Origin of the sequence: Streptomyces albireticuli (genome assembly GCF_021228125.1) — a bacterium.
Lineage (GTDB): Bacteria > Actinomycetota > Actinomycetes > Streptomycetales > Streptomycetaceae > Streptomyces > Streptomyces albireticuli.
The window spans coordinates 1-22,506 of the sequence record NZ_JAJQQS010000012.1; the positions used below are offsets into that span (position 1 = coordinate 1).

18 protein-coding genes are annotated in these 22,506 nt (G+C 72.5%); 8 read left to right on the forward strand and 10 right to left on the reverse strand.

Going from position 1 to position 22,506, the window contains the following annotated elements; genetic code table 11:
- A partial coding sequence (locus LUZ64_RS21550; RefSeq protein ID WP_276522587.1) for a carboxyl transferase domain-containing protein occupies positions 1-250 on the reverse strand: 250 nt, incomplete at its 3' end.
- A gap of 219 nt (positions 251-469) precedes the next feature.
- A complete protein-coding gene (locus LUZ64_RS21555) occupies positions 470-2,866 on the reverse strand; it encodes a polysaccharide lyase 8 family protein (RefSeq protein ID WP_095582306.1) in 2,397 nt (798 codons plus the stop codon).
- A 419-nt stretch (positions 2,867-3,285) separates the two neighbouring features.
- Between LUZ64_RS21555 and LUZ64_RS21560 the strand changes: the two genes are divergently transcribed.
- On the forward strand, positions 3,286-3,915 hold the full coding sequence (locus LUZ64_RS21560; protein ID WP_095582307.1) for a YceI family protein: 630 nt from the start codon (positions 3,286-3,288) through the stop codon (positions 3,913-3,915).
- Positions 3,916-3,928: 13 nt separating this feature from the next.
- Here the strand turns inward: LUZ64_RS21560 and LUZ64_RS21565 are convergent, their stop codons facing one another.
- A complete protein-coding gene (locus LUZ64_RS21565; protein WP_095582308.1) occupies positions 3,929-5,518 on the reverse strand; it encodes an FAD-dependent monooxygenase in 1,590 nt (529 codons plus the stop codon).
- A gap of 106 nt (positions 5,519-5,624) precedes the next feature.
- On the opposite strand from LUZ64_RS21565, the gene LUZ64_RS21570 reads away from it, so the two are divergent.
- Positions 5,625-6,257 (forward strand): TetR/AcrR family transcriptional regulator, encoded by a 633-nt coding sequence (locus LUZ64_RS21570; RefSeq protein WP_095582309.1) that lies wholly within the window; start codon positions 5,625-5,627, stop codon positions 6,255-6,257.
- Positions 6,258-6,421: 164 nt separating this feature from the next.
- Here the strand turns inward: LUZ64_RS21570 and cimA are convergent, their stop codons facing one another.
- The 4 genes from cimA to LUZ64_RS21590 all read right to left on the reverse strand — a co-directional run bounded on the left by cimA (position 6,422) and on the right by LUZ64_RS21590 (position 12,244).
- Complete coding sequence (cimA, locus tag LUZ64_RS21575; protein WP_232389965.1) at positions 6,422-8,077, reverse strand: citramalate synthase; 1,656 nt, start codon at positions 8,075-8,077, stop codon at positions 6,422-6,424.
- A gap of 332 nt (positions 8,078-8,409) precedes the next feature.
- Positions 8,410-9,816: an MFS transporter gene (locus LUZ64_RS21580; protein ID WP_232389964.1), complete on the reverse strand. Its 1,407-nt coding sequence runs from the start codon at positions 9,814-9,816 to the stop codon at positions 8,410-8,412.
- Positions 9,817-9,905: 89 nt separating this feature from the next.
- Positions 9,906-11,012: a branched-chain amino acid aminotransferase gene (locus LUZ64_RS21585; RefSeq protein ID WP_095583719.1), complete on the reverse strand. Its 1,107-nt coding sequence runs from the start codon at positions 11,010-11,012 to the stop codon at positions 9,906-9,908.
- Between the two features lie 191 nt (positions 11,013-11,203).
- Entirely contained in the window at positions 11,204-12,244 is a 1,041-nt protein-coding gene (locus LUZ64_RS21590; protein ID WP_095583720.1) for a 3-isopropylmalate dehydrogenase, read from the reverse strand.
- A 130-nt stretch (positions 12,245-12,374) separates the two neighbouring features.
- Between LUZ64_RS21590 and LUZ64_RS21595 the strand changes: the two genes are divergently transcribed.
- Positions 12,375-13,982, forward strand: coding sequence for a purple acid phosphatase family protein (locus LUZ64_RS21595; RefSeq protein ID WP_095583721.1), 1,608 nt, complete (start codon positions 12,375-12,377; stop codon positions 13,980-13,982).
- 60 nt (positions 13,983-14,042) lie between these two features.
- Here the strand turns inward: LUZ64_RS21595 and LUZ64_RS21600 are convergent, their stop codons facing one another.
- A complete protein-coding gene (locus LUZ64_RS21600) occupies positions 14,043-14,186 on the reverse strand; it encodes a hypothetical protein (protein ID WP_095583722.1) in 144 nt (47 codons plus the stop codon).
- Positions 14,187-14,654: 468 nt separating this feature from the next.
- On the opposite strand from LUZ64_RS21600, the gene LUZ64_RS21605 reads away from it, so the two are divergent.
- The 3 genes from LUZ64_RS21605 (at position 14,655) to LUZ64_RS21615 (ending at position 16,407) form a co-directional block, all read left to right on the forward strand.
- Positions 14,655-15,011 (forward strand): hypothetical protein, encoded by a 357-nt coding sequence (locus LUZ64_RS21605; RefSeq protein WP_095583723.1) that lies wholly within the window; start codon positions 14,655-14,657, stop codon positions 15,009-15,011.
- On the forward strand, positions 15,008-15,883 hold the full coding sequence (locus tag LUZ64_RS21610) for a phosphatidate cytidylyltransferase (RefSeq protein WP_095583724.1): 876 nt from the start codon (positions 15,008-15,010) through the stop codon (positions 15,881-15,883). Before LUZ64_RS21605 ends, LUZ64_RS21610 begins: the two co-directional genes overlap by 4 nt.
- Before the next feature lie 188 nt (positions 15,884-16,071).
- Positions 16,072-16,407, forward strand: a complete 336-nt coding sequence (locus LUZ64_RS21615; protein WP_170116887.1) for an SH3 domain-containing protein — start codon at positions 16,072-16,074, stop codon at positions 16,405-16,407.
- Positions 16,408-16,542: 135 nt separating this feature from the next.
- Here LUZ64_RS21615 and pruA read toward each other — a convergent pair whose 3' ends face one another.
- Both pruA and LUZ64_RS21625 read right to left on the reverse strand, forming a co-directional pair.
- Positions 16,543-18,174, reverse strand: coding sequence for an L-glutamate gamma-semialdehyde dehydrogenase (pruA, locus tag LUZ64_RS21620; protein WP_095583725.1), 1,632 nt, complete (start codon positions 18,172-18,174; stop codon positions 16,543-16,545).
- Positions 18,175-18,221: 47 nt separating this feature from the next.
- Positions 18,222-19,148 (reverse strand): proline dehydrogenase family protein, encoded by a 927-nt coding sequence (locus LUZ64_RS21625; RefSeq protein ID WP_095583728.1) that lies wholly within the window; start codon positions 19,146-19,148, stop codon positions 18,222-18,224.
- A 189-nt stretch (positions 19,149-19,337) separates the two neighbouring features.
- Between LUZ64_RS21625 and LUZ64_RS21630 the strand changes: the two genes are divergently transcribed.
- Together LUZ64_RS21630 and LUZ64_RS21635 are read left to right on the forward strand one after the other, a co-directional pair.
- Complete coding sequence (locus LUZ64_RS21630) at positions 19,338-20,573, forward strand: helix-turn-helix domain-containing protein (RefSeq protein ID WP_232389963.1); 1,236 nt, start codon at positions 19,338-19,340, stop codon at positions 20,571-20,573.
- 151 nt (positions 20,574-20,724) lie between these two features.
- Entirely contained in the window at positions 20,725-22,503 is a 1,779-nt protein-coding gene (locus LUZ64_RS21635) for an acyl-CoA dehydrogenase family protein (RefSeq protein WP_211304901.1), read from the forward strand.
- The last annotated feature ends 3 nt before the right edge of the window (positions 22,504-22,506 follow it).

The following is a 22,506-nucleotide window of genomic DNA, read 5'->3' on the forward strand; positions in this document are numbered from 1 at the left end:
TGTAGGGCTTCTTGCTCTCCAGGCCGAACCCCGTGGCACGGTGCCGGCGGAGCGGCTCCACCTCGGAGAAGGAACCCTCGTCCAGGAGCAGGTCGATCCGCTCCCGGGCGGTCAGCTTCCCCTTGGCCTTCTGGGCCTGGGTCGCCCGCTCGCTCGGACCTCGCCGGACCTGCTCGCGGATGGCGTGCAGCTCGGCGACGCGCCCACGGACGTCACTCGCCTCTACGGGCGCACCTTCGAGATTGCTCATGCATAGACGGTACGTGGCCGGGGCGCCCGAACCTCATGTCGGTTCCATACAACGTCATGTGCGATTTGGTGGGCAGGCGGAACAGAAGTACACAGGCGCTTCCCAGTGGGCCACCCCCGATCGGGGGTGGTCGCTGTCCACACCCCACAAAACTCTTCAGTAGGAGCCGTAGGCTGCGCAGCTTGACGCCCCCGCGCGCGCCCGGCGGCTCCGCGGCCGTCACCCCCGGTCTCCCAGGGATACCGTGCAGCGATGCGTCGCGCACGCCGTGCCGGGGGTGACCCGCAGCCGCAGGGCGGAGCCTGTGGACAGCACCCGCACCGAGGGGTCTTGTGCGGTCACCCGGCGCACGGGCCGGGACCAGACGACGTCCAGGGGTACGCCGGTGCGCGGGGGCTCGCTCAGGCTGAGGGTGGCCGTGCGACCGCGCGTCCGGACGAGCACGGCGGCCGGGGCGGTCACGGCGAGCGCCCCCACCGCGCCGGGTGCCCAGAAGGCGGCGGCGGTGAGGCCGAGCGAGGGCAGGGCGACGGCCTGCCGGTCCCGGGTGTTGGCGAGGACCGTGAGCCAGCGCGGGTCCGCGGCGCGGGCCGCGAGGGCGCGCGGTCCGGCGCCGGGCATCAGAAGGTAGGCGTACGAGGCGTCGACCGGGTCGGTGCCGTGCGGGTGCCGGAGGGTGAGGTAGCGGCGGGTGAGCGGATCGGGGGCGCCGCCGGTGTTGATGTCCCGCCACGCTCCGGTGCGGGCCTCGCGCAGGGCCTCCAGGGGCGCGCCGCCGGGGAAGACATAGCCGCCGTGTCCTTCGAGGTGGGCCCAGTGGGCGCGGGGGAAGGAGCGCGACCAGCCGGTGTCACGCGGCTGGGCCTCCCCGTCCACGGTGAGCAGGGGCGCCCCGCGCTCACCGAGGTTGCGGTTGTCCACGACCGTCTCGACGGGGGTGCCGTCGCGGGCGGTGATGCCCGCACCCAGGCAGATGACCGTATCGGCCGCGCAGAACCAGGACTTGCGGGCCTCCAGCGTGGAGGACAGCCCTTTGAGGTGCTGTCCGACGACCGCGAACTCGCCGTCGGTGACCCCGCCGACCCAGCGCGCGTCGGGTTTGGGTACGCCCCAGCCGCCGCCTTCGTCGTCGGCGAGCCGCTTGGCGGAGACGGTGGTCCCGGGCATCCGGTAGGGGTCGACGGTGGGCCAGAAGGCGTCGCCGTACTGGTCCGTGGTGGCCGGCGGTCCCCACCAGCTGAGCATGCCGGCGCCGGTGTGCCAGCCGCGCGGGTTCTCGCCGTTGCCGTTCTCGTAGTAGGTGATGCGGTCGGAGGCCATGGCGATCGACGCGGTCCAGCCGGGGCGGCGGTGCACGGCGCGGTCCATGGCGGCGAACAGGCGGTGGCCCGTGGGTTCGGGCGTGGCGGGGCCCGGGGCGTCGAGGACCGCGGCGAGGCGTGCGAGTTCGGCGGTGCCGAACTGCGGGTCGGCGCGCAGGGAGCAGGTGGTGTCGCGCGCGGCCCAGCCCCTGATCATGCCGTGCCAGCGGGCCCGCTCGGCGGCGCTCGCGCTGTCGCCGAGCAGGGCGACGGCGGCGATGACGGCGCGCCCCCGCTGGTGGTCGCTCTGCGCGAGCCGGCGCGGATCGGCGCTCTGCACACCGCGGCTGACGGCGCGCCCGGAGACGCTGTCCATCATCAGGCCGTCGTGGATCAGGGGCGCGTAGGCGTGCTCGACGCTGTCGAGGATCACCTGCCGGGCGGGGTCGGTGACCTCCCAGGGGGAGTCGCGCAGCAGGGCGAAGAGCCGCCCGAGCCCGTCGAGCAGCACCTGGCCGTACGTGCCGGAGTAGGCGACCCAGGTGTGCTGGACGAACGAGCCGTCGGCGTAGAGGCCGTCGCCCTTCGTCACATGGGGGAAGACGGGTGACAGGGCGTCACGGGCGAGGGCCGTCCTGGCGGGGTCGGCGCCGAGGATGCCGCGCAAGGCGACGACGCGGCAGAGGTCGACGCGGTTGGCGCCGGTGCTCGTGCCGGTGTAGTCGGCGAGGACGGTGTCGGGCACGAAGTGGCCGACGGCGGCGAGGAAGTCGGACCGGCGGCCGGGGCCGGCCGCGTCGTGGAGCAGGGTCAGGGTGTCCAGGAGCAGCCGGGGGCTGCCGATCTGCCACTCCCACCAATTGCCGTAGCGGGTGGTGCCGGGGTGGTAGACGCGCCGGTGGAGGTGGTCGAGTCCGGCGAGGACGTCCGCGGCGAGTCCGCCGTCCCCGGTGAGGCCGGTGCCGGGTTGGACGTACGCCTGGGCCATGGTGTGCAGCCGGGAGTAGCTGCGGGTGATCCCGGAGGGCGGGTCGAAGGGGGCGTCGGGCCAGAGGGAGGCGGGCCCGGGGCTCATGGCCGCGCGGTGGGCGCGGGCGAGGTCGCCGGTGCGGCGCAGCACCGAGGCGTAGGGCTCGGCCGAGCCGTCGAAGCCGTCCCCGAGCATGAGCGCGCGCCACCGCCGGCGGAGTGCGGCGAAGTCGTCCGGGGTGACGGCGCGCGCGGGCCGGGCACGGGCCAGGCCGAGCGGGCCGGCGGCGGAGGCGGAGGAAGCGGCGAGAAATCCACGGCGGGTCCAGGCCGGGGCAGACGGCACGGCGAAGCCTTCCCTGGTGGGCGGAGGTGCGACGGCGTACGGGGCGCGAGCGCGGGGAACCGGTTGCGGAAGGCACGGTGGCACGGTGGTGGCACGGCCGCAATGGTCGTGACGTGTGTGTCGCGATCCGCGGGGTAGGGGGCGGCGTTCTTCCCCTACCCGCCCCTCCCCGCCGCATCCGACGTGCGGCTCCGCCGCGTGGCGGGGGCAGGCCCCCGAACCCGTTCCGCGCTCCGCGCGGTGTCCTCAATCGCCGGACGGGCTGAAAATCAGCCCGTCCGGCGATTGAGGACCGGGGTCCGGCACGTCGGAGGCAGCGGGAAGGGGCGGGGACCCTCAGATGTTGAAACTTTAACCAGATCGCGCTACCGTCATTCTCGTTGAACATTCAACGACACCGTTTCCCTAAAGGAGCAGTCATGGGCCTCTTCACCCGCAAGCGCACGGCGACCCCCTCCACCGCCGCCCCGGCCGGCACGGCCACCCCCGTCGACCCGGCGCTGGCCGCCCTGACCGGCGACTACACCATCGACCCGGCGCACAGCAGCATCGGCTTCACCGTCCGCCACGCCATGGTCACCAACGTCAAGGGCTCCTTCGCCGAGCACGAGGGCAGCCTCCACCTCGACGGTTCCGCCCCCTCCCGCTCCACCGCCTCGCTGGACGTCAGGATCGAGAGCGTGGACACCGGCATCAAGGACCGCGACGCCCACCTGCGCGGCGAGGACTTCTTCGACGCCGGCCGCTTCCCCCTGATGACCTTCCGCTCCACCGCCGCCGAGCAGCTCGGCGGGGACCGCTACCGCCTCACCGGCGACCTCACCATCAAGGACGTCACCCGCCCGCTCTCCATCGACCTGGAGTTCAACGGCTCGGCCACCGACGTCTACGGCAACGAGCGCGTCGGCTTCGAGGGCGGCGCCGAGATCCTGCGCTCCGACTGGGGCCTGACCTGGAACGCGGCCCTGGAGACCGGTGGCGTGATGGTGAGCGACAAGGTGAAGCTCACCTTCGACATCTCCGCCGTCAAGTCCGCTCCCCAGGCCTGACCCCCGTGCGGTGTCAGCGACCGAGGCGCCTCAGACGGTCGACGACCTCGGCGCCTCGGTCCGCCGCCGCGCTCATCGCGATGTGGTTGTCCGGCCGTATCAGCACGAGCCCGGGCGCGAAGCCACCGACCCCGGCCTCCCCTCCGTACGCCCTGCGGGCGTGCCCCCCGGCGTCCACCAGCTCCACATGACCGGCCCCTCCCGCCGACCACGCGGCCACCCCCCGCGCTCCGGCGATGTCCGCCGCTCCCCCGCGCCCGTCGACGAGGCAGGTGCGCACCAGATCTCCGCACGCTCGCGACACCTCCGCCAGGGCTGCCGCGCTGTCGGCCCCGAAGCCCAGCAGGGTGAAGTGCGGGCCCGCGAAGACCTCGAAGAGCCGGACCGGCCGCCCGGTCCCCGCCTCGACGCACGGGGCGTCCGGCGCCCGCTCACCCGACGTCCCCCCGCCCCAGGCCAGTGAGGACCAGCCGTAGCCGACGCCCAGCGTGGTGATGTCGTCGGTGACGACCGCCTCCGTGCCGACACCCGCCGTCATGACGCCCTCGCGCACCGCCCGCAGCCGCTCGTCGGTCAGCTTCAGCGTCCACGCGGCGACCGGCAGCCGCTCCTCCTCATAGGTGGCCAGCAGGCCGGGGCCCGCCACGCCGCGCGCGACGAGCGCGAGCTTCCAGCCCAGGTTGAAGGCGTCCTGGATCCCGGTGTTCATCCCCAGACCGCCGGCTATCGAATGGACGTGCGCCGCGTCACCGGCGAGGAAGACCCGGCCCACGCGGAACCGGTCGGCCATCCGGACGTTGATGCGGTAGCTCGACAGCCAGGTCGGATTGGTGGGCCGCAGCCCGGGCATCCGCACATGCCGGTCGAAGAGCCGCTGGAAGGCCGCGAGCGAGGGCTCGACCAGGTGGCCGGCGGCGTCCCGCTCGACCGCGCCCTGCAATTGCCAGTGCCGGCTGCCCCGGAAGGGGCAGAGCATCACGGCGCCGTCCTCGTCGAACCACTGGTGCCAGAACTCCGGGTCGAGGCCGTCGACCTCCACATCCCCGATGACCATGCACTCCTCGGCCTCGGTCGCCCCTTCGAAGCCGACCCCGAGCGCCTTGCGCACCGGGCTGTGGCCGCCGTCGCAGCCGACGAGATAACCGGCCTCGACGCGCCCCCCGTCGGCCAGCGTGACCGTCACCCCCCGCTCGTCCTGGGTGAACCCCGTCATCTCACGGCCCAGCTCGACCTCCACGCCGTACGAGGCGAGCCGGCCGCGGAGGATCTCCTCGGTGCGCCACTGCGGGATGATCAGCCCGCTCGCGTACGGAGCGTCGGGCGTGGGGACGCGGTCCCCGAACGCCACATGGTCGGCGACCGCCGCGCCGTCACGGTATTTGCGCAGCGCGATGTGCTCGATCCCCGACTCCGCGGCCTCCTCCGCGACGCCCAGGTCCTCCAGCAGCTCCCGGCTGCGCTGATTGAGCCCCTTGCCCCGCGAGGTCCGGTGGAACTCCGGGGACTTGTCGATGATCCGGACCGGCACTCCGGCCCGCGCGAGAACGCATCCGAGGGTGAGCCCGGTCGGTCCGGCGCCCACGATCAGCACTGAGGTGGTCATGCGGTTTCCCTCCGTCGTTCGGTTCCTCCATGAAAGACCGGCGGAACAGAAAACGCAACCGAGTAACAAAAGATTCTGAGTAACGTCCACCTGATAGGGTGAGGGCGTGAACGAGGAGACGGGACTGCGGGAGCGCAAGAAGCAGCGCACCCGGGAGCTGTTGTCGAAGACCGCCATCGAGCTCTTCCTGGAGCGCGGCTTCGATCAGGTGTCGGTCGCCGAGGTCGCGGCCGCGGCGGAGGTGTCGAAGCCGACGCTCTTCCGCTATTTCCCCGCCAAGGAGGACCTGGTCCTGCACGGCATCGCCGACCACCAGGGCGAGGCGGCGCGCGTCGTGCGCGGCCGGGCCCCCGGCGAGCGGCCCCTGGCGGCCCTGCGCGCCCACTTCCACGAGCGGCTCGACGCGCACGACCCGATCACGGGGCTGTGCGACGTCCCCGCCGTGCTGGCCTACCGGGATCTGCTGTACGGCACGCCCGGCCTGCTGGCGCGGCTGACGCTCTACGCGCTGGAGGACGAGCGGGAGCTGGCGGCGGCCCTGGGGGAGGCGGGCGCGGACGGGATGACGGCGCGGCTGGGAGCGGCGCAGATCATCACGGTGCATCAGGTGCTGGCGCGGGGGAACTGGGAGCGGTTGGCCGACGGGGCTTCCGCGGCGGCGGTCCTGGGGGACGCGCACATGGATGCGGACCGGGCGTACGAGCTGCTCGGGGACGGGCTGGGTGTGCGGGGGCTCTGACGTGGCCTCCGGCGGATTTCCCCAGCCCCGCCCCTTCCCGCCGCATCCGATGTGCGGCTCCACCGCGTGGCGGGGGGGGTCCGCCCCCCGGACCCCCCGGACCCCCCGGACCGCAAACTCCCCCAGCTACCGCTGGGAGGTGCCCCCGGACGGGCTGTCAGTCCTCACTCCTGCGGCTCCACCCCCGCCCGCCGCAGCCCGTACGCGTACGCGTCGTCCAGCGCCTGCCACGACGCCGCGATGACGTTCTCCGCCACGCCCACCGTCGACCACTCACTCCGTCCGTCGCTCGTCGACACCAGGACCCTCGTGATCGAGCCGGTGCCCAGCCTGCCTTCCAGGATGCGGACCTTGTAGTCGACCAGTTCCAGCTCGGCCAGCTGCGGATAGATGCGCTCCAGCGCCACCCGCAGCGCACGGTCCAGCGCGTCGACCGGACCGTTCCCCTCCGCCGTGGCGACGATGCGCTCGCCCTTGGCCCAGAGCTTCACCGTCGCCTCGTTGGCGTGCGTACCGTCCGGGCGGTCCTCGGCGATCGCCCGCCAGGACTCCACCCGGTAGTAGCGGCGGGCCCCGCCCTCGACCTCCTGGCGCAGGAGCAGTTCGAAGGAGGCGTCCGCCGCCTCGTATGTGTAGCCCGCGAGCTCGCGCTCCTTGACCCGCTCGACGACCCGGCCGACCAGGGCGCGGTCGTCGCCGAGCTCGACGCCCAGTTCCTTGCCCTTGAGTTCGATGGACGCGCGGCCCGCCATGTCCGAGACGAGCATCCGCATGGTGTTGCCGACCCGCTCGGGGTCGATGTGCTGGTAGAGGTCCGGATCGACCTTGATCGCGGAGGCGTGCAGTCCGGCTTTGTGCGCGAAGGCGGAGACCCCCACGTACGGCTGATGAGTGGAGGGCGTGAGGTTGACGACCTCGGCGATCGCGTGCGAGATCCGGGTCATCTCCGTGAGCGCGCCCGCGGGCAGCACCGTACGGCCGTACTTCAGCTCCAGCGCGGCGACCACCGGGAAGAGGTTGGCGTTGCCGACCCGCTCGCCGTAACCGTTGGCCGTGCACTGGACGTGGGTGGCGCCGCCGTCCACGGCGGCCAGGGTGTTGGCCACCGCGCAGCCCGTGTCGTCCTGCGCGTGGATGCCCAGCCGGGCGCCGGTGCCGTCGAGCACCGCCCGGACCACGGCCTCCACCTGGGCCGGAAGCATCCCGCCGTTGGTGTCGCAGAGGACGACGACGTCGGCGCCGGCCTCGTGCGCGGCGCGGACGACGCTCAGCGCGTAGTCGGGGTTGGCGCGGTAGCCGTCGAAGAAGTGCTCGCAGTCGACGAAGACGCGGCGGCCACGCCCCCGCAGGTACGCGACGGTGTCCCGGACCATCGCGAGGTTCTCGTCCAGGGTGGTGCGCAGGGCGAGTTCGACGTGCCGGTCGTGGGACTTGGCGACCAGGGTGATCACCGGGGCCCCGGAGTCGAGCAGGGCGGCGACCTGCGGATCGTCCTCGGCGCGTACGCCCGCCTTACGGGTGGCGCCGAACGCCACGAGTTGTGCGTGCCGGAAGTCGATCTCCTCGGCGGCGCGCTGGAAGAACTCGGTGTCACGGGGGTTGGCGCCGGGCCAGCCCCCCTCGATGAAGCCGACGCCGAAGTCGTCCAGGTGCCGGGCGATGGTCAGCTTGTCCGCGACGGTCAGGTTGATGCCCTCGCGCTGCGCGCCGTCGCGCAGCGTCGTGTCGAACACGTGGAAGCTGTCGTCCACATGGAGGCCGTCATGGAGGCCGTCATGCGGGCCGTCGGGCCGAAGGCTGTCGTCGGTTGCGTCCGTCATGCTGCTCTGACTCCTGTCGGGATCTCGGTCTACCGGAATGACCGGCTCCACCATCCCCTGATGGTCCCGCGTGCGCTCCGCCCCGGCTGAAGGTGGGCCGGGAAACGAAAAGACCCCTCGCGGGTGCGAGAGGTCTGCGCGCGGGTCTGGGACGACGGTGGCCGCGACGTACGGGTGGTACGAGGCGATCACTGCGGACCGGCGCGCCTGCTGCCAATAATCATGGCGAACGAGAGCATGGTGGCCATCCTGGCAGGGTTCCCGGGTTTGTGGGGATTGGTCTCACCATGCGGTCACCGATGCCCTGAGCATCCGGTGAGCCGGATGACCGGTCAGGCCGGACGCGCGGCCTGACCCGCCTGGTCCGCCGCCTGGCCCGCCTGGTCCGCCGCCTGGCCCGCCTGGTCCGCCGCCTGGTCCGGCTGACCCCCTTGGTCCGGCCGGCCCGCCGGTCCTCCCCGCTCCCCCTCCTCCCCCACCCGCTTCAGGTCGATGTCGCGCGTCTCCCGCATCGTCAGATAGACGACCAGGGACACCGCCGCACAACCCGCCACGTACCAGGAGAAGCCCGACTCGATACCGCTGTTCTTGAACCACAGCGCCACGTACTCCGCCGTCCCGCCGAAGAGCGCGTTGGCGATCGCGTACGGCAGGGCGACGCCCAGCGACCGTACGCCCGTCGGGAACAGCTCGGCCTTCACACACGCGTTGATCGACGTGTAGCCCGTGATGACGACCAGCGCGACCAGGGACAGGCCCAGCGCCGGCCAGAAGGACCCGGCGTGCTTGAGCAGCGACATGATCGGCACGGTCAGGAAGGTGGCGCCCACCGCGAAGGTGATCAGCAGCGGCCGGCGGCCGATCCGGTCCGACAGCGCGCCGGCCAGCGGCTGGAGGCAGGCGAAGACCAGCAGCGCGCAGAAGCTGACGAGGGTGGCGGTCTGCTTGGGCAGGCCGACGCTGTTGGAGAGGTACTTCGTCAGATAGGTGGTGTACGTGTAGTACGCGAGGGTGCCGCCCATGGTCAGCGCGATCACCAGGAACGCCTCGCGCTTGTGCCGCAGCAGCGCCCGCATCGTGCCGCGTTCCCGCTCCGGGGTGTCGTCGGCCGCGTCGTACACCTCCGTCTCCAGCATGTTGCGCCGTAGGTAGAAGATGACGGCCGCGCCGAGCGCCCCCACGACGAAGGGGATGCGCCAGCCCCAGCTGTGCAGTTCGCCGCTGGTGAGCGTGCGCTGGAGGATGATCTGGATGCCCAGGCCGAGGATCTGGCCCGCGGTCATGGACACGTACTGGAAGCTGGAGGCGAAGCCGCGCCGGCCGGGCGCGGACGCCTCGGTGAGGTACGTGGCGCTGGCCGCGTACTCGCCGCCGACGGAGAGGCCCTGGAGCAGCCGGGCGACGAGCAGGACGGCGACGCCGCCGTAGCCCGCGACCGCGTAGGTGGGGGCGACGGCGATCAGCACGGCGGACGCGGACATCAGGGTGACGGTCAGCGTGAGCGCGGCCTTCCGGCCGCGCCGGTCGCCGACCCGGCCCAGCAGCCAGCCGCCGACCGGCCGCATGAAGAAACCGACGGCGAAGATCCCGGCGGTGTTCATGAGCTTGGCGGTGTCATTGCCCTCGGGGAAGAAGGACCCTGCGAAATAGGTGGCGAAACTGGCGTAGACGAACCAGTCGAACCACTCGACCATGTTGCCGGCCGAGCCGACCCAGATCTTCTTCCAGTGCTGTCCCATGAGCGATCACGGTGACGGAACAGTCCGGGTTCGGACAAGGGTCCGGCCGGCAACGATCACGCGTACTTGCGTGCGTTGTGGTCGCGGCCTCAGCCCAGGCGGTGCATCCAGCCGTGGGTGTCCTCGGCGGCACCGGTCTGGATGTCGAGGAGCGCCTTGCGGAGCTTCATCGTGACCTCGCCCGGCGTCCCGTCGCCCTGCGTCCAGTCGGCGCCCGCCGACTTGACCGAGCCGACCGGGGTGATGACCGCGGCCGTGCCGCAGGCGAAGACCTCGGTGAGGGTGCCGTTCTCGGTGTCGCGCTTCCAGTCCTCGGTGGAGATACGGCCCTCGGCGGACTCGAAGCCGAGGTCCTTGGCGACGGTGAGCAGCGAGTCACGGGTGATGCCGGCGAGGAGGGAGCCGGTGAGCTCGGGGGTGACGATCACAGGCTTCTCATTGGACGCGGACCCGTACACGAAGTACAGGTTCATGCCGCCCATTTCCTCGACCCACTTGTGCTCCAGGGCGTCGAGCCAGACGACCTGGTCGCAGCCCTTCTCGGCCGCCTCGGCCTGGGCCAGCAGGGAGGCCGCGTAATTGCCGCCGGTCTTGGCGAAGCCCATGCCGCCGGGGACGGCGCGGACGTAGTTCTCCGACAGCCAGACGGAGACCGGCTTCACGCCGCCGGGGAAGTAGGCGCCGGCGGGCGAGGCGATCACGATGAAGAGGTATTCGTTGGCCGGCTTGACGCCGAGGCCGACCTCCGTGGCGATCATGAAGGGACGCAGGTAAAGGGACGCCTCGCCGCCGTGCGCCGGCACCCACGCCTTGTCCTGCTGGACGAGCGCGTCGCACGCCGCGATGAAGGTCTCGACCGGCAGCTCGGGCATGGCCAGGCGGCGGGCGGACTTCCGGAAGCGCTCGGCGTTGGCCTCGGGGCGGAAGGTGGCGACCGAGCCGTCGGGGCCGCGGTACGCCTTCAGGCCCTCGAAGATCTCCTGCGCGTAGTGCAGGGTCATGTTCGCCGGGTCGAGCGACAGGGGCGCGTACGGAACGAGCTGGGCGTCGTGCCAGCCGCGGCCCTCGGTCCACTTGATGGTGACCATGTGGTCGGTGAAGTGGCGGCCGAAACCGGGGTTGGCGAGGATCCGCTCGCGCTCTGCGTCGGACAGCGGGTGCGCGGAGGGCTTGAGCTCGATCGTGGGCGTCGTCATGGATGCGTGTCCTTCACATTTGTGTGTGGCGGACCGCGCTCACTCCGTCCAGGTGGCTCCAGGACGTCCGAGCTTCCTCTCATGCCGCGGCCCCACGTTCGATTATCGCTCGCGTGGGGCCGGGTACGGAAACGTGTGCGCGGCCCAGGGTCGATGGTCGCACCCGGCCGCGCGGTAGCACAGCGGCCGGGTCAGCCCGTTACTCGCGCCGCCAGGGCGTCCCCGACCTGCTCGGTCGTCCTCGGGGAGCCGTCGCGGGCGGCCAGGTCCGCCTCGACGGCGGCCTCGATACGGGCCGCCTCCGGCGCGTGGCCGAGGTGGCGGAGCAGCAGTGCCACGGAGAGGACGGTGGCCGTCGGGTCGGCCTTGCCGGTGCCCGCGATGTCCGGCGCGGAGCCGTGCACCGGCTCGAACATCGAGGGGTAGGTGCCGGCCGGGTTGATGTTGCCGGAGGCGGCGAGGCCGATGCCGCCGGTGACGGCGGCCGCGAGGTCGGTGAGGATGTCGCCGAAGAGGTTGTCGGTGACGATCACGTCGAAGCGCTCGGGCCGGGTGACGAAGAAGATCGTCGCGGCGTCGACGTGCAGGTAGTCGGTGGTGACCTCGGGGTACTCACGGCCGACGCGGTCGAAGATGTTCTTCCACAGGTGGCCCGCGTGGACGAGGACGTTGTTCTTGTGGACGAGGGTCAGCTTCTTGCGCGGCCGGGCCTGGGCGCGCTCGTAGGCGTCGCGCACCACGCGCTCCACGCCGTACGCGGTGTTGAGGCTGACCTCGGTGGCGACCTCGGCGGGGGTGCCGGTGCGCAGGCTGCCGCCGTTGCCGACGTACGGGCCCTCGGTGCCCTCCCGGACGACGACGAAGTCGATCTCGGGGCGGCCGGCGAGCGGGGTGGCCGTGCCGGGGAAGAGCCGTGAGGGGCGCAGGTTCACATAGTGGTCGAAGGCGAAGCGCAGCTTGAGCAGCAGCCCGCGCTCCAGGACGCCGGAGGGCACGGAGGGGTCGCCGATCGCGCCGAGCAGGATCGCGTCGTGGTCCTTGAGGGACGCGAGCTCGGCGTCCGGCAGGGTCTCCCCGGTGGCGTGCCAGCGGCGGGCGCCGAGGTCGTACTCCCGGGTCTCCAGCTTGACGTCCGAAGGGAGGGCGGCCGAGAGGACCTTGAGGCCCTGGGCCACGACCTCCGGGCCGATACCGTCACCGGGGATCACTGCGAGGCGAATGCTGCGAGACATACGCGGACCGTACTCCCCCGTCCCGCTGGTTGACACACACCGTCCACCATGCGGACGTATCGCGATCCGGAAAGGCCGTATTCACCCGAAGTCCATACCGGAGCCGTCGGTTCCTGGCACGTTCGGCCGCATGGACACACCACGGGTAGGCATCCCGGAGCACCTCGCGAGCCGTATGACCATGCCGGAACAACACGAGTACCTCCGTACGCGGCTGACCCGGCGGGGCGCGCTCCGCGCCGGGGCCGCGGCGGCCGGCGCCGTCGCGGGCACGGGCCTGATCGGCGGCGCCCCCGGTGCGTACGCCCGGCGGCCCGCCGCCCGCGCGCTCGCCTCTCCCGGCCTGCTGACCACACCCGCCACCGGCCTGGTGGACGGCCGGCACGTCGCGCCCTTCGGCCGGCACCTCGCCTTCGGCTCCGACCCGCGGACCCGGATGCGGATCTCCTGGCAGGTGCCGTCCGCCGTCCGGAAGCCGTTCGTCCGGGTGGGGGCCGAGCCCTGGGACCTCGGGCGGCGGATCGAGGCCGAGGTCCGGAACCTGCACACCCCGTCCCTGTCCGGGAAGCTGCCCGCCGTCGACCAGTTCTATCTGCACGCGGCCCTGGACGGCCTCCGCCCCGGCCGGACGTACTACTACGGCGTCGGCCACGAAGGCCACGACCCGGCCGACCCGCGCCACTTCCGGACGATCGGCACCTTCCGCACCGCCCCGGCGCACGCCGAGAGGTTCACCTTCACCGCCTTCGGCGACCAGGGCGTCAGCTATCACGCGCTCGCCAACGACCAGCTGATCCTGGGCCGGGACCCGGCCTTCCACCTGCACGCCGGCGACATCTGCTACGCCGACGACAGCGGCGCCGGGAAGCCGACGGACGTCTACGACGCGCGGGTGTGGGACCAGTTCCTCGCCCAGACCGAGTCGGTGGCCGGGTCCGTGCCCTGGATGGTGACCACGGGCAACCACGACATGGAGGCGTGGTACTCCCCCAACGGCTACGGCGGGCAGAGCGCCCGCTGGACGCTGCCGGACAACGGCGTCGACCCGCGGACCGCGCCCGGCGTCTACTCCTTCGCCTACGGCAACACCGGTGTCGTCGCGCTCGACGCCAACGACATCTCGTACGAGATCACGGCCAACACCGGCTACACCGGCGGCCGGCAGACCCGCTGGCTCGACCGGCGCCTCGGCGAGCTGCGCGGGCGCCGGGACCTCGACTTCCTCGTGGTCTTCTTCCACCACTGCGCCTTCTCCACGACGAAGGCGCACGCCTCGGACGGCGCCGTGCGCGAGGAATGGCTGCCGCTGTTCGAGAAGCACCAGGTCGATCTCGTCATCAACGGCCACAACCACGTCTACGAACGGACCGACGCGATCCGGGGCGGGCGGGTCACGAAGCCGGTGCCCATCGGGGCGACCGTCGAATCCCCGCGCGACGGCATCGTGTACGTCACCGCCGGGGGCGCCGGGAAGTCGCTGTACGACTTCCCGGCGCCGGACAGCTACGAGGGCCACGTCAAGGACCTGGACGGCGTCGCCAGTTACTCCTGGGGCAAGGGCGGGGTGAAGCGACCGGAGACGGTGGAGTGGTCGCGGGTGCGCTACACCGGCTACTCCTTCCTCGCCGTCGACGTGGAACCGGCCGTACCGGGCGGGCGGCCGCGGCTGCGGGTGACGGCCCTGGCGGAGAACGGCGAGCGGATCGACCACTTCGACGTCGTCCGGCCGGGGCGCTGAACCCGGCCGGACGACACGCGGGCCCGCCGGCGCCCGGGCCCCTCTCGGGGCCGGCGGCGTTCAGTGACCGGTGACGCCGCCGTTGTCGCGGCGGTCCAGCGCCCGCTGGAGCGCGGCGGCGGCGTTCACGCGGTCGGCCGCGCGCTGGGTGCTGTCGGCGCGGCGTACGGAGCGGCGGGTCCTGCGGGCGGTGGTGTCGGCCATGGGGTCACGTCTCCTCTGCGTGGGAGCGCGCTTACGAGGCGCGCGGCGTCGGGTGTGGCTGCCTGTCTCCGGCCCGCCGTTCCCGGCGGCGGCGGAAGGTGGGAGCGCCGGGGCCGGGGCGTGGTGGGCCGGAGAGCCGGAAGGGACGCGGGGGCCGGGGCGCCGCAGGGATCACCTGCGCTCGCGCACGGGGCCACAACCGCTGATCGCTCGATGGAGCGCAACGTTCGGCTTCTTCCACGCTAGGACAGCCCGCGCGAGCTGTCTGCACAATTACTCGGTCTTCCTACTATCTGAGACGGAGGCTCGGCCGTCCGGGCTACCGCCGCCTCCGAACGGGCGGTACGGAGCGCCCCGGGACGGCCGCCTGCTCAGCGCGCGCATGATCGATCCGAGTAGCGGTGCCGAGTAGCGGTGCTGAGTACCCGCGCCGATCCGGCCCGCGGACCGGTGGGCGACAGTAGGCCCATGAACGGCCTGTACGCACTCAAGCCCTGGTACGCGGCCCGCCTCGGCGGGCCGCGCGCCGCGCTCGCCCGGCGCGGGGTGCCACCGGACACCCCGATCGCCGCCGGCGTGCTCAGCGCGGCCGGCGCGGGGGCGGCGCTCGCACTGCTGCCGGCGCCCCTGGCAGCCGCCCCCGTCGTGTCACTCCTCGCCGCGCGCCTCGCCTTCGCCGGCCTCGCGCCGCTGTGGCTGCCTGCGGTCGTGGCGGCGGCGACGGGCCGGGCCGTACCGGTGCTCGTCGTGGTCGCGGTGGGCTCGGCGCTGACGGCGCTGTTCCGGCCGGGGTGGCTGTGGCGCGAGCTGGGTGAGGGCCAGTGAGCACGTACATAGCCAACGAGGACGTCCTCACCCGTGTCGTCCCCGTCGTCGCGGCGGCGCTCGTCGTGGGCGGGGTGGCCGTGGCGGCCCTCCCCGCGCGCGTGGGGACGCGCCGTGAGCTGCGCCGCCGCTGGTGCACCTGGGCCCTGGCGGCGCCCTTGTTCCTCGGCGCGCTGTGCATGGGCCCGTTCGGCGGGGCGCTGCTGGCCGTGGTCCTGGGCCTGGTCGCGGTCGCCGAGTACGCGCGGATGGTCCGTCTGGGCCGGGGCGAGCGAGTGGTGCTGGGCTGCGCGGCCGTGCTCGTCCCGATGCTGGGCATCCTGACGTACGCGACACCGCGCGCCTTCGACCTGCGTCTCGTGGCCCTGCTGCTCGTCGCGGGGGCGCTGCCCGCGCTGCTGTCCGGTGACACCGCCCGGGGCGGTGAGCGGGCGGCGCGGACGGTCTTCGGACTGCTGTGGATCCCGGTCGCGCTGACCGGGCTCGTGGTGCTGGACAAGACGGTGGTCGCCCTCGGCGTGGCCGTCGCCTTCGGCGACATCGGTGCCTGGTGCGGGGGCGCGCTGCTGACCCGGATGGGCGGCGGGCTCGCCCGGCCGCTGTCCCCGCTCTCCCCGGACAGGACCTGGGCGGGGGTGTTCGGCGCGGGCATCGGCGTGGCCGCGGGTCTGGAGGTGGCCGGGGCCTTCACGGTCACCCTGTGGGCGGCGGTGCTGGCCGGCTGCGTCTTCGGCGGCCTCCTCGGATCCATGATCAAGCGCGAGGCCGGCGTCAAGGGCGCGGGCACCCGGCTGCCGGGCTTCGGCGGCCTCCTCGACCGGATCGACTCGCTGCTGGTGGCGCTGCTGCTCGCGATGGTGGTGACCCTGTGAGGACGCCTGACGCGACTTCCGCGACGTCCGCGCGCACGGGCCCCGGCGCTGACACGCCGGAGAGTCGTGACAGGGGCGTGACAACGTCTCCACAAGAACTCCATGCCCCGCCGCCTATGGTGATCGCCGCGGCAACGCCGCGATCTTGTCCGAAAGCCCGCTTGACCCGAACACCGGAGGACGCTTCCGTGCGCCGAATATCCCTCGTATCCCTCACGCTCACCACGGCCGCGCTCATCGGCGGCACCGCTGTCATCGCCGCCCCGGCCCAGGCCGCCGCCAAGGTCTGCAACGAGGACAACGCGATGATCTACACCGACGGCACCCGGCTGCGCGCCAAGGCGAGCTCGTCCGGCGCCGTCAAGGGCCAGCTCTACTTCAAGGACCCGATCCGGATCACCGGCAAGTCGGGCGGCTGGGACCGCGTCGTCCTCAAGGCCAAGAGCCGGGGCGGGCTGCCCAAGGGCACCACCGGCTGGGTGGCCCACTCGAACATCATCCCGCCCTACTGCGGCGGTCTGTAAGAACGGCCTGTAAGAACGGTCTGTAAGAGCGATCTGTGAGACCTGTGCCGGGCCCCCGGGAAGGGCCCGGCATACGACACCGCCCCCGTCCGGCTGGGGGGCCGGACGGGGGCGGGGCTCAGCAAAGGGCCGGGATCAGCCCATGTGCGGGTAGCGGTAGTCGGTCGGCGGGACCAGGGTCTCCTTGATGGAGCGGGTCGAGGTCCAGCGCATCAGGTTGGACGCGGCACCGGCCTTGTCGTTGGTGCCGGAGGCGCGGCCGCCGCCGAAGGGCTGCTGGCCGACGACGGCGCCGGTCGACTTGTCGTTGATGTAGAAGTTGCCCGCGGCGAAGCGGAGCTTCTCCATCGCGTCGGCCGCGGCGTAGCGGTCCTGGGCGATGATCGAGCCGGTCAGCGCGTACGCCGAGACGGACTCCATCTGGGCGAGCATCGCGTCGAAGTCGGCGTCCTCGTAGACGTGCACGGCCAGGATCGGGCCGAAGTACTCGGTCGTGAAGACCTCGTTCGCCGGGTCGGTGCACTCGATGACCGTCGGGCGGACGAAGTAGCCGACCGAGTCGTCGTAGGTGCCGCCGGCCACGATGGTGCAGGTCGGGTCGGACTTGGCGCGGTCGATCGCGGCCTTGTTCTTGGCGAAGGCGCGCTCGTCGATGACGGCGCCGATGAAGTGACCCAGGTCGGTGACGTCACCCATGGTGATGCCGTCGACCTCGGCCGCGAACTCCTCCTTGAAGCCGTTCTCCCACAGGGAGCGCGGGACGTAGGCGCGGGAGGAGGCCGAACACTTCTGGCCCTGGAACTCGAAGGAACCGCGGGTCAGGGCGGTCTTGAGGATCTCGCGGTCGGCGCTCGGGTGGGCGACGACGAAGTCCTTGCCACCGGTCTCGCCGACCAGGCGCGGGTAGGACTTGTACTTCTCGATGTTGTTGCCGACCGTCTTCCAGAGGTACTGGAAGGTCTTGGTCGAGCCGGTGAAGTGGATGCCGGCCAGCTCGGGGTGGTTCAGGGCCACCTCGGAGACGGCGATGCCGTCGCCCGTCACCAGGTTGATGACGCCCTTGGGCAGGCCCGCCTCCTCCAGGAGCTCCATCAGGAGCACGGCGGAGTGGGTCTGGGTCGGGGACGGCTTCCACACGACCACGTTGCCCATGAGGGCGGGGGCGGTCGGCAGGTTGCCGGCGATCGCGGTGAAGTTGAACGGCGTGATCGCGTAGACGAAGCCCTCGAGCGGGCGGTGGTCGCTGCGGTTCCACACACCGGCGGAGTTGGCGACCGGCTGCTCGGCGAGGATCTGGCGCGCGAAGTGCACGTTGAAGCGCCAGAAGTCGACGAGCTCGCACGGGGTGTCGATCTCGGCCTGCTGGGCGGTCTTCGACTGGCCCAGCATGGTGGAGGCGGCCAGCGTCTCGCGCCAGGGGCCCGCCAGCAGCTCGGCGGCGCGCAGGATGATCGCGGCGCGGTCGTCGAAGGACATCGCGCGCCAGGCCGGGGCGGCGGCCAGGGCGGCGTCGACCGCGTCCTGGGCGTCCTGGGTGGTGGCGTTGCGGAAGGTGCCGATCCGGGCCGAGTGGTTGTGCGGCTGCACGACGTCGAACGGCTCGCCGCCGCCCATGCGCTTCTCACCGTTGATGGTCATCGGGAGGTCGATGGGGTTGCCGGCCAGCTCCTTGAGCTTGGCCTCGAGGCGGGCGCGCTCCGGGCTGCCGGGCGCGTAGCTGTGCACCGGCTCGTTGACCGGGGCGGGGACCTGGGTCACTGCGTCCATGAGTTCCGTGTCTCCTTGGGGGCTATGCGGGGGGGGTGGGGTGGGACTCAGCCCTTGGTGAGGATGGAGCGGCCGAAGAACAGCAGGTTCGCCGGCTTCTCGGCGAGACGGCGCATGAAGTATCCGTACCAGTCGGTGCCGTACGCCGTGTAGACGCGCATCCGGTGGCCCTCGGCGGCCAGGCGGACGTGCTCGTCGCTGCGGATGCCGTACAGCATCTGGAATTCGTACTCGTCCAGTTTGCGCCCCGCCTGGCGGGCCAGCTCCTGGCTGATGGTGATCAGGCGCGGGTCGTGCGACCCGATCATCGGGTAGCCCTCGCCCGCCATCAGGATCTTGACGATGCGGACGAACGCCTTGTCGACCTCGGCCTTGTCCTGGTAGGCGACGGAGGCCGGCTCCTTGTACGCACCCTTCACGATACGCACCCGGCTGCCGGCGGCGGCCAGGCGGCGGGCGTCGTCCTCGGTGCGGAAGAGGTAGGCCTGGATGACGCAACCGGTCTCCGGGAAGTCCTTCCGCAGTTCCTCGTGGATGGCGAACATGGAGTCGAGGGTGGTGTGGTCCTCGGCGTCCAGGGTGACCGTGGTGCCGATGGCGGCGGCGGCCTCGACGACCGGGCGGACGTTGGCGAGCGCCAGCTCGTGGCCGCCCTCCAGCGCCTGGCCGAACATGGAGAGCTTGACGGACATCTCGGCGCGGGTGCCGAGGCCGAGCTCCTTCAGCCGGCCGACCAGCTCCAGGTAGGCGTCGCGCGCGGCGTACGACTGCTCGACGGTGGTGATGTCCTCGCCCACGACGTCCAGGGTGACCTCGAGGCCCTTGTCCGCGGCGTCCCGGACGATCGGGACGACCTGGTCGACGGTCTCGCCGGCGATGAACCGGTCGACGACCTGCTTGGTGCCCGGGGCTGCCGACACGAAGCGGCGCATCTTGTCGCTGCGCGACGCAGCGAGAATCACGGGACCCAGCACGGGCACCTCCACGATGACGGCCGCCCCCACCTGGGGAGACGGCATAAGTAACTCAACGTAAAACGTAGAGTTCGCACCACCGCGCCACCATCGACAGCTGTCACGCATCCGTGGCCGGGATCTCAGACAGATGTATGACAATAAGAGAACCGGCATAGGGAACATCTGGGGAAAGGAGCGGGGGCTCGTATGCGGGGCGACTATCAGCAGCTCGTGGACGACATCTCGGCGGCGCTCGGCGCGCCCGCGACGCTGGAGGACCGTGACTTCGTCCTGATCGCCTTCGGCGCGCACGGCGGCGACGACGACCTCGAGCTGACGATGGACCCGGTGCGCACCCGCTCGATCCTCCAGCGGCGCTCGACGGCGGCCGTACGGGCGTGGTTCGAGGCGTTCGGCATCGCGCGGGCGCAGGCGCCGCTGCGGATCCCGCCGGACCCGGCGGCCGGGGTGTTCAAGGGCCGCATCTGCCTGCCCGTACGCCATCGCGGTGTGGTCCACGGCTATGTGTGGCTGCTGGACGACGAGCACCTGGCGGGCCTGGACCTGAGCGGCCCGCCGGCCGACCCGCGGCTCGCGCAGGCGATGGAGACCGCCGCCCGGATCGGGGCGCTGCTGGCCGCCGAGGCCCGCGCGGAGGCCGAGCTGGGCGAGCTCCTGAGGGAACTGCTGATCGGCCGGCCGGCGGGGCGGGACGCGGCGCGGGCCGCGCTGCGGGAGGCGCTCGGCCCTTCGGGCGACGGGCCGCTGGCCCTGGCGGCCGTGACGCCGTGGCGGGCGGCGGGCGACGCCGAGGGCGAGGAGGCCGAGGGCGGCGGTTCGGCGCTGGCGGCGCAGTCGGGCGTGGCGGCGCTGTGCGCGGTGCCGGACAGCCTGCCGGACGGCTCGCCTGCCCTGGCCGCGCTGATCAGGCTGCGGGCCCTGACCACCCCGGCGCCGGCGCGGACGGCCGCCGACCGGCTGCTGCGCTCACCGCGCGCGGGCGGCCCGCCGGCGGCGGGCGTCGCGCCCGTGTCCGCGACGGCCGGGCTCGCCGCGCCGCGCCGCGGCCTCGCCGAGCTGTCGGCCGCCTGGGTGGAGGCGCTGTCCGCGGCGCGCGCCGCGGCGGCGGAGCCCCGGCTGGGCCCGGTCGCGGAGTGGGCGGACATCGGCCCGTACCGCGCGCTGGCCGCGCTGCCCCCGGAGGCCGCCGCGGACCCCTCCGTACGCCCCCTGCTGGCCGCGGCCCACGCCGAACTGGCCCGCACCGCCGAGGCGTTCCTCGACTGCGCCGGCCAGGCCGGCCGCACGGCCGCGGCCCTCGGCATCCACCGCCAGACCCTCTACTACCGCCTGGCCCGCGTGGAACAGCTCACGGGCCTCGATCTGGACGAGGGGGAGGACCGGCTGCTGCTCCACATGGGGCTGAAGGCGGCGCGGCTCTGACGGGGGCGGCGGGGACCCGGTCGGCGCATGGTCAGCGGGCCGCGCCACGCCGCGCGCCAACCTCAACGACTATTGACCGACAGTGATTTCGGATGGTTTCCGATGGCCGGTCCTCGTCGTTGGTCGAGTCGTGTTGATCAACACTGCCCCCGTGACCGATTCCTCGCCCGCTCTCGACACCTCCGGGCTCACCCGACTCCTGTTCCACGACGGCCCCGAGGGCCCCGACGCCCACGGCCGCTGGCGCAAGGCGATCTCGACGGAACTCTTCCGGCACCCCGGCGACGCCCGCACCGAGGAGAGGTGGCAGCTCTCCTACGACCGCCTGCGGGCCCTGAACGAAGAACTGTCCTCGCCCGAGCGCCTGGCCCGGGATCCGCGCGGGCTGGCGGCCCTGCACGAGTGGGCCTCGGTGGTGGACGGCGCCACGGCGACCGTGGCCGGCATCCACTACAACCTCTTCCTCGGGAGCCTGCTGGACGACGTGATCTCGCCGTCACGCGACGTGAGCGAGTTCGCCGCCCTGGCCCGTACCGGCACCTTCCTGTGCACCGAGCGCGGGCACGGCAACGACGCCGCCGCGCTGGAGACCGTCGCCCGGTACGACCGCGAGCGCGACGGGTTCGTGCTGCACACCCCGCACGAGGGTGCGCAGAAGTACATGCCCAACACCAGCCCGGCCGGCGGGCCGAAGACCGCGGTCGTGGCGGCCCGGTTGCTGATCGACGGCCAGGACCAGGGGGTCTTCCTCTTCCTCACCCCGCTGAGCGATCACCGGGGGACCCTGCCGGGCATCACCGTGACGATGCTTCCGGAACGGATCGGCAGCCCCGTGGACCACTGTGTCACCAGCTTCGACCAGGTGTTCCTGCCCCGGACCGCGCTCGTCCAGGGCGAGCACGGACGGCTGTCGGCGGACGGCGCGTTCACCAGCGCGGTGGGCAGCCCGCGCAAGCGGTTCCTGCACGCCATCGGCCGGGTGACGGTCGGGAAGCTGTGCATGAGCGCGAGCACGCTCGGCGGCTGCCGGGCGGCCTTGGCCATCGCCGTACGTTACGCGCACACCCGGCGGATCTCCGGCCCGGTGGCGGGACAGCGGGTCCCGCTGGCCGCCCACCGCAGCCACCACGCGCGGCTGCTCGAACACGTGGCCATCGCCTATGCCATGACCTTCCTGCACCGGGAGGTCACCGAGCGCTGGGTCACCCACGGGCCCGGGGAGCGGGCCGAGGCCGAGCGTCTCGTGGCGGTCGCCAAGGGCTGGATCACCTGGCGGGCCCGGGACATCACGGTCGAGAGCCGGGAGCGCTGCGGCGCCAGGGCCCTGTTCCCGGTGAACGGGCTGGCGGAGTTCGCCGCCAACGCGGACGGGGCGATCACCGCGGAGGGGGACAACCTGGCGATCTGGTGCAAGGCGGGAGCCGAGATGATCTTTGGTCACACGCTCGCCCCGGAGCCCGTGAAGGCCACCGGCCGGGAGGACGCCGCGGACCCCGGCTTCCTCCGGCGGGCCGTCGCCGCCGTCGAGCGCCACTGGCACGCCACCGCCCGGAGCGATCTGCGCGGCGGCGAGGCGGGGGACGCGCTCGGGCGCTGGAACAACGCGTCCGGCGCCGCCCTGGGCCTGGTCGAGGCGTACGCGGTGGGCGCGGCCGCCGACGCCTTCGCCTCGGCCCTCGCCCGTGCCGCCGACCCGGCCGTACGCGCGGTCCTGGACGACCTGTACGCGCTGTTCCTGCTGGGCCGGGTGGACTCCCGGAGCGGTCCGCTCCTCGCCGAGGAGGTGCTCACCGCCGGGCACGTCCGCGCGCTCCCCCGGATCCGGCGCGACCTGACCGCCCGGCTCGCGCCGCACCTGGCGGCGCTGACGGAGGCCTTCGACGTACCGGAGGAGCACCTGTCCTCGCTGCCGATGCTGACGGCCCCGTGACGA

Coding starts and splice junctions, on each gene's coding strand:
- LUZ64_RS21560 (WP_095582307.1), top strand. CDS start 3,286: ATGGGCCTCTTCACCCGCAAGCGCACGGCGACCCCCTCCACCGCCGCC.
- LUZ64_RS21565 (WP_095582308.1), bottom strand. CDS start 5,518: ATGACCACCTCAGTGCTGATCGTGGGCGCCGGACCGACCGGGCTCACC.
- cimA (WP_232389965.1), bottom strand. CDS start 8,077: ATGACGGACGCAACCGACGACAGCCTTCGGCCCGACGGCCCGCATGAC.
- LUZ64_RS21580 (WP_232389964.1), bottom strand. CDS start 9,816: ATGGGACAGCACTGGAAGAAGATCTGGGTCGGCTCGGCCGGCAACATG.
- LUZ64_RS21585 (WP_095583719.1), bottom strand. CDS start 11,012: ATGACGACGCCCACGATCGAGCTCAAGCCCTCCGCGCACCCGCTGTCC.
- LUZ64_RS21590 (WP_095583720.1), bottom strand. CDS start 12,244: ATGTCTCGCAGCATTCGCCTCGCAGTGATCCCCGGTGACGGTATCGGC.
- LUZ64_RS21595 (WP_095583721.1), top strand. CDS start 12,375: ATGGACACACCACGGGTAGGCATCCCGGAGCACCTCGCGAGCCGTATG.
- LUZ64_RS21600 (WP_095583722.1), bottom strand. CDS start 14,186: ATGGCCGACACCACCGCCCGCAGGACCCGCCGCTCCGTACGCCGCGCC.
- LUZ64_RS21605 (WP_095583723.1), top strand. CDS start 14,655: ATGAACGGCCTGTACGCACTCAAGCCCTGGTACGCGGCCCGCCTCGGC.
- pruA (WP_095583725.1), bottom strand. CDS start 18,174: ATGGACGCAGTGACCCAGGTCCCCGCCCCGGTCAACGAGCCGGTGCAC.
- LUZ64_RS21630 (WP_232389963.1), top strand. CDS start 19,338: ATGCGGGGCGACTATCAGCAGCTCGTGGACGACATCTCGGCGGCGCTC.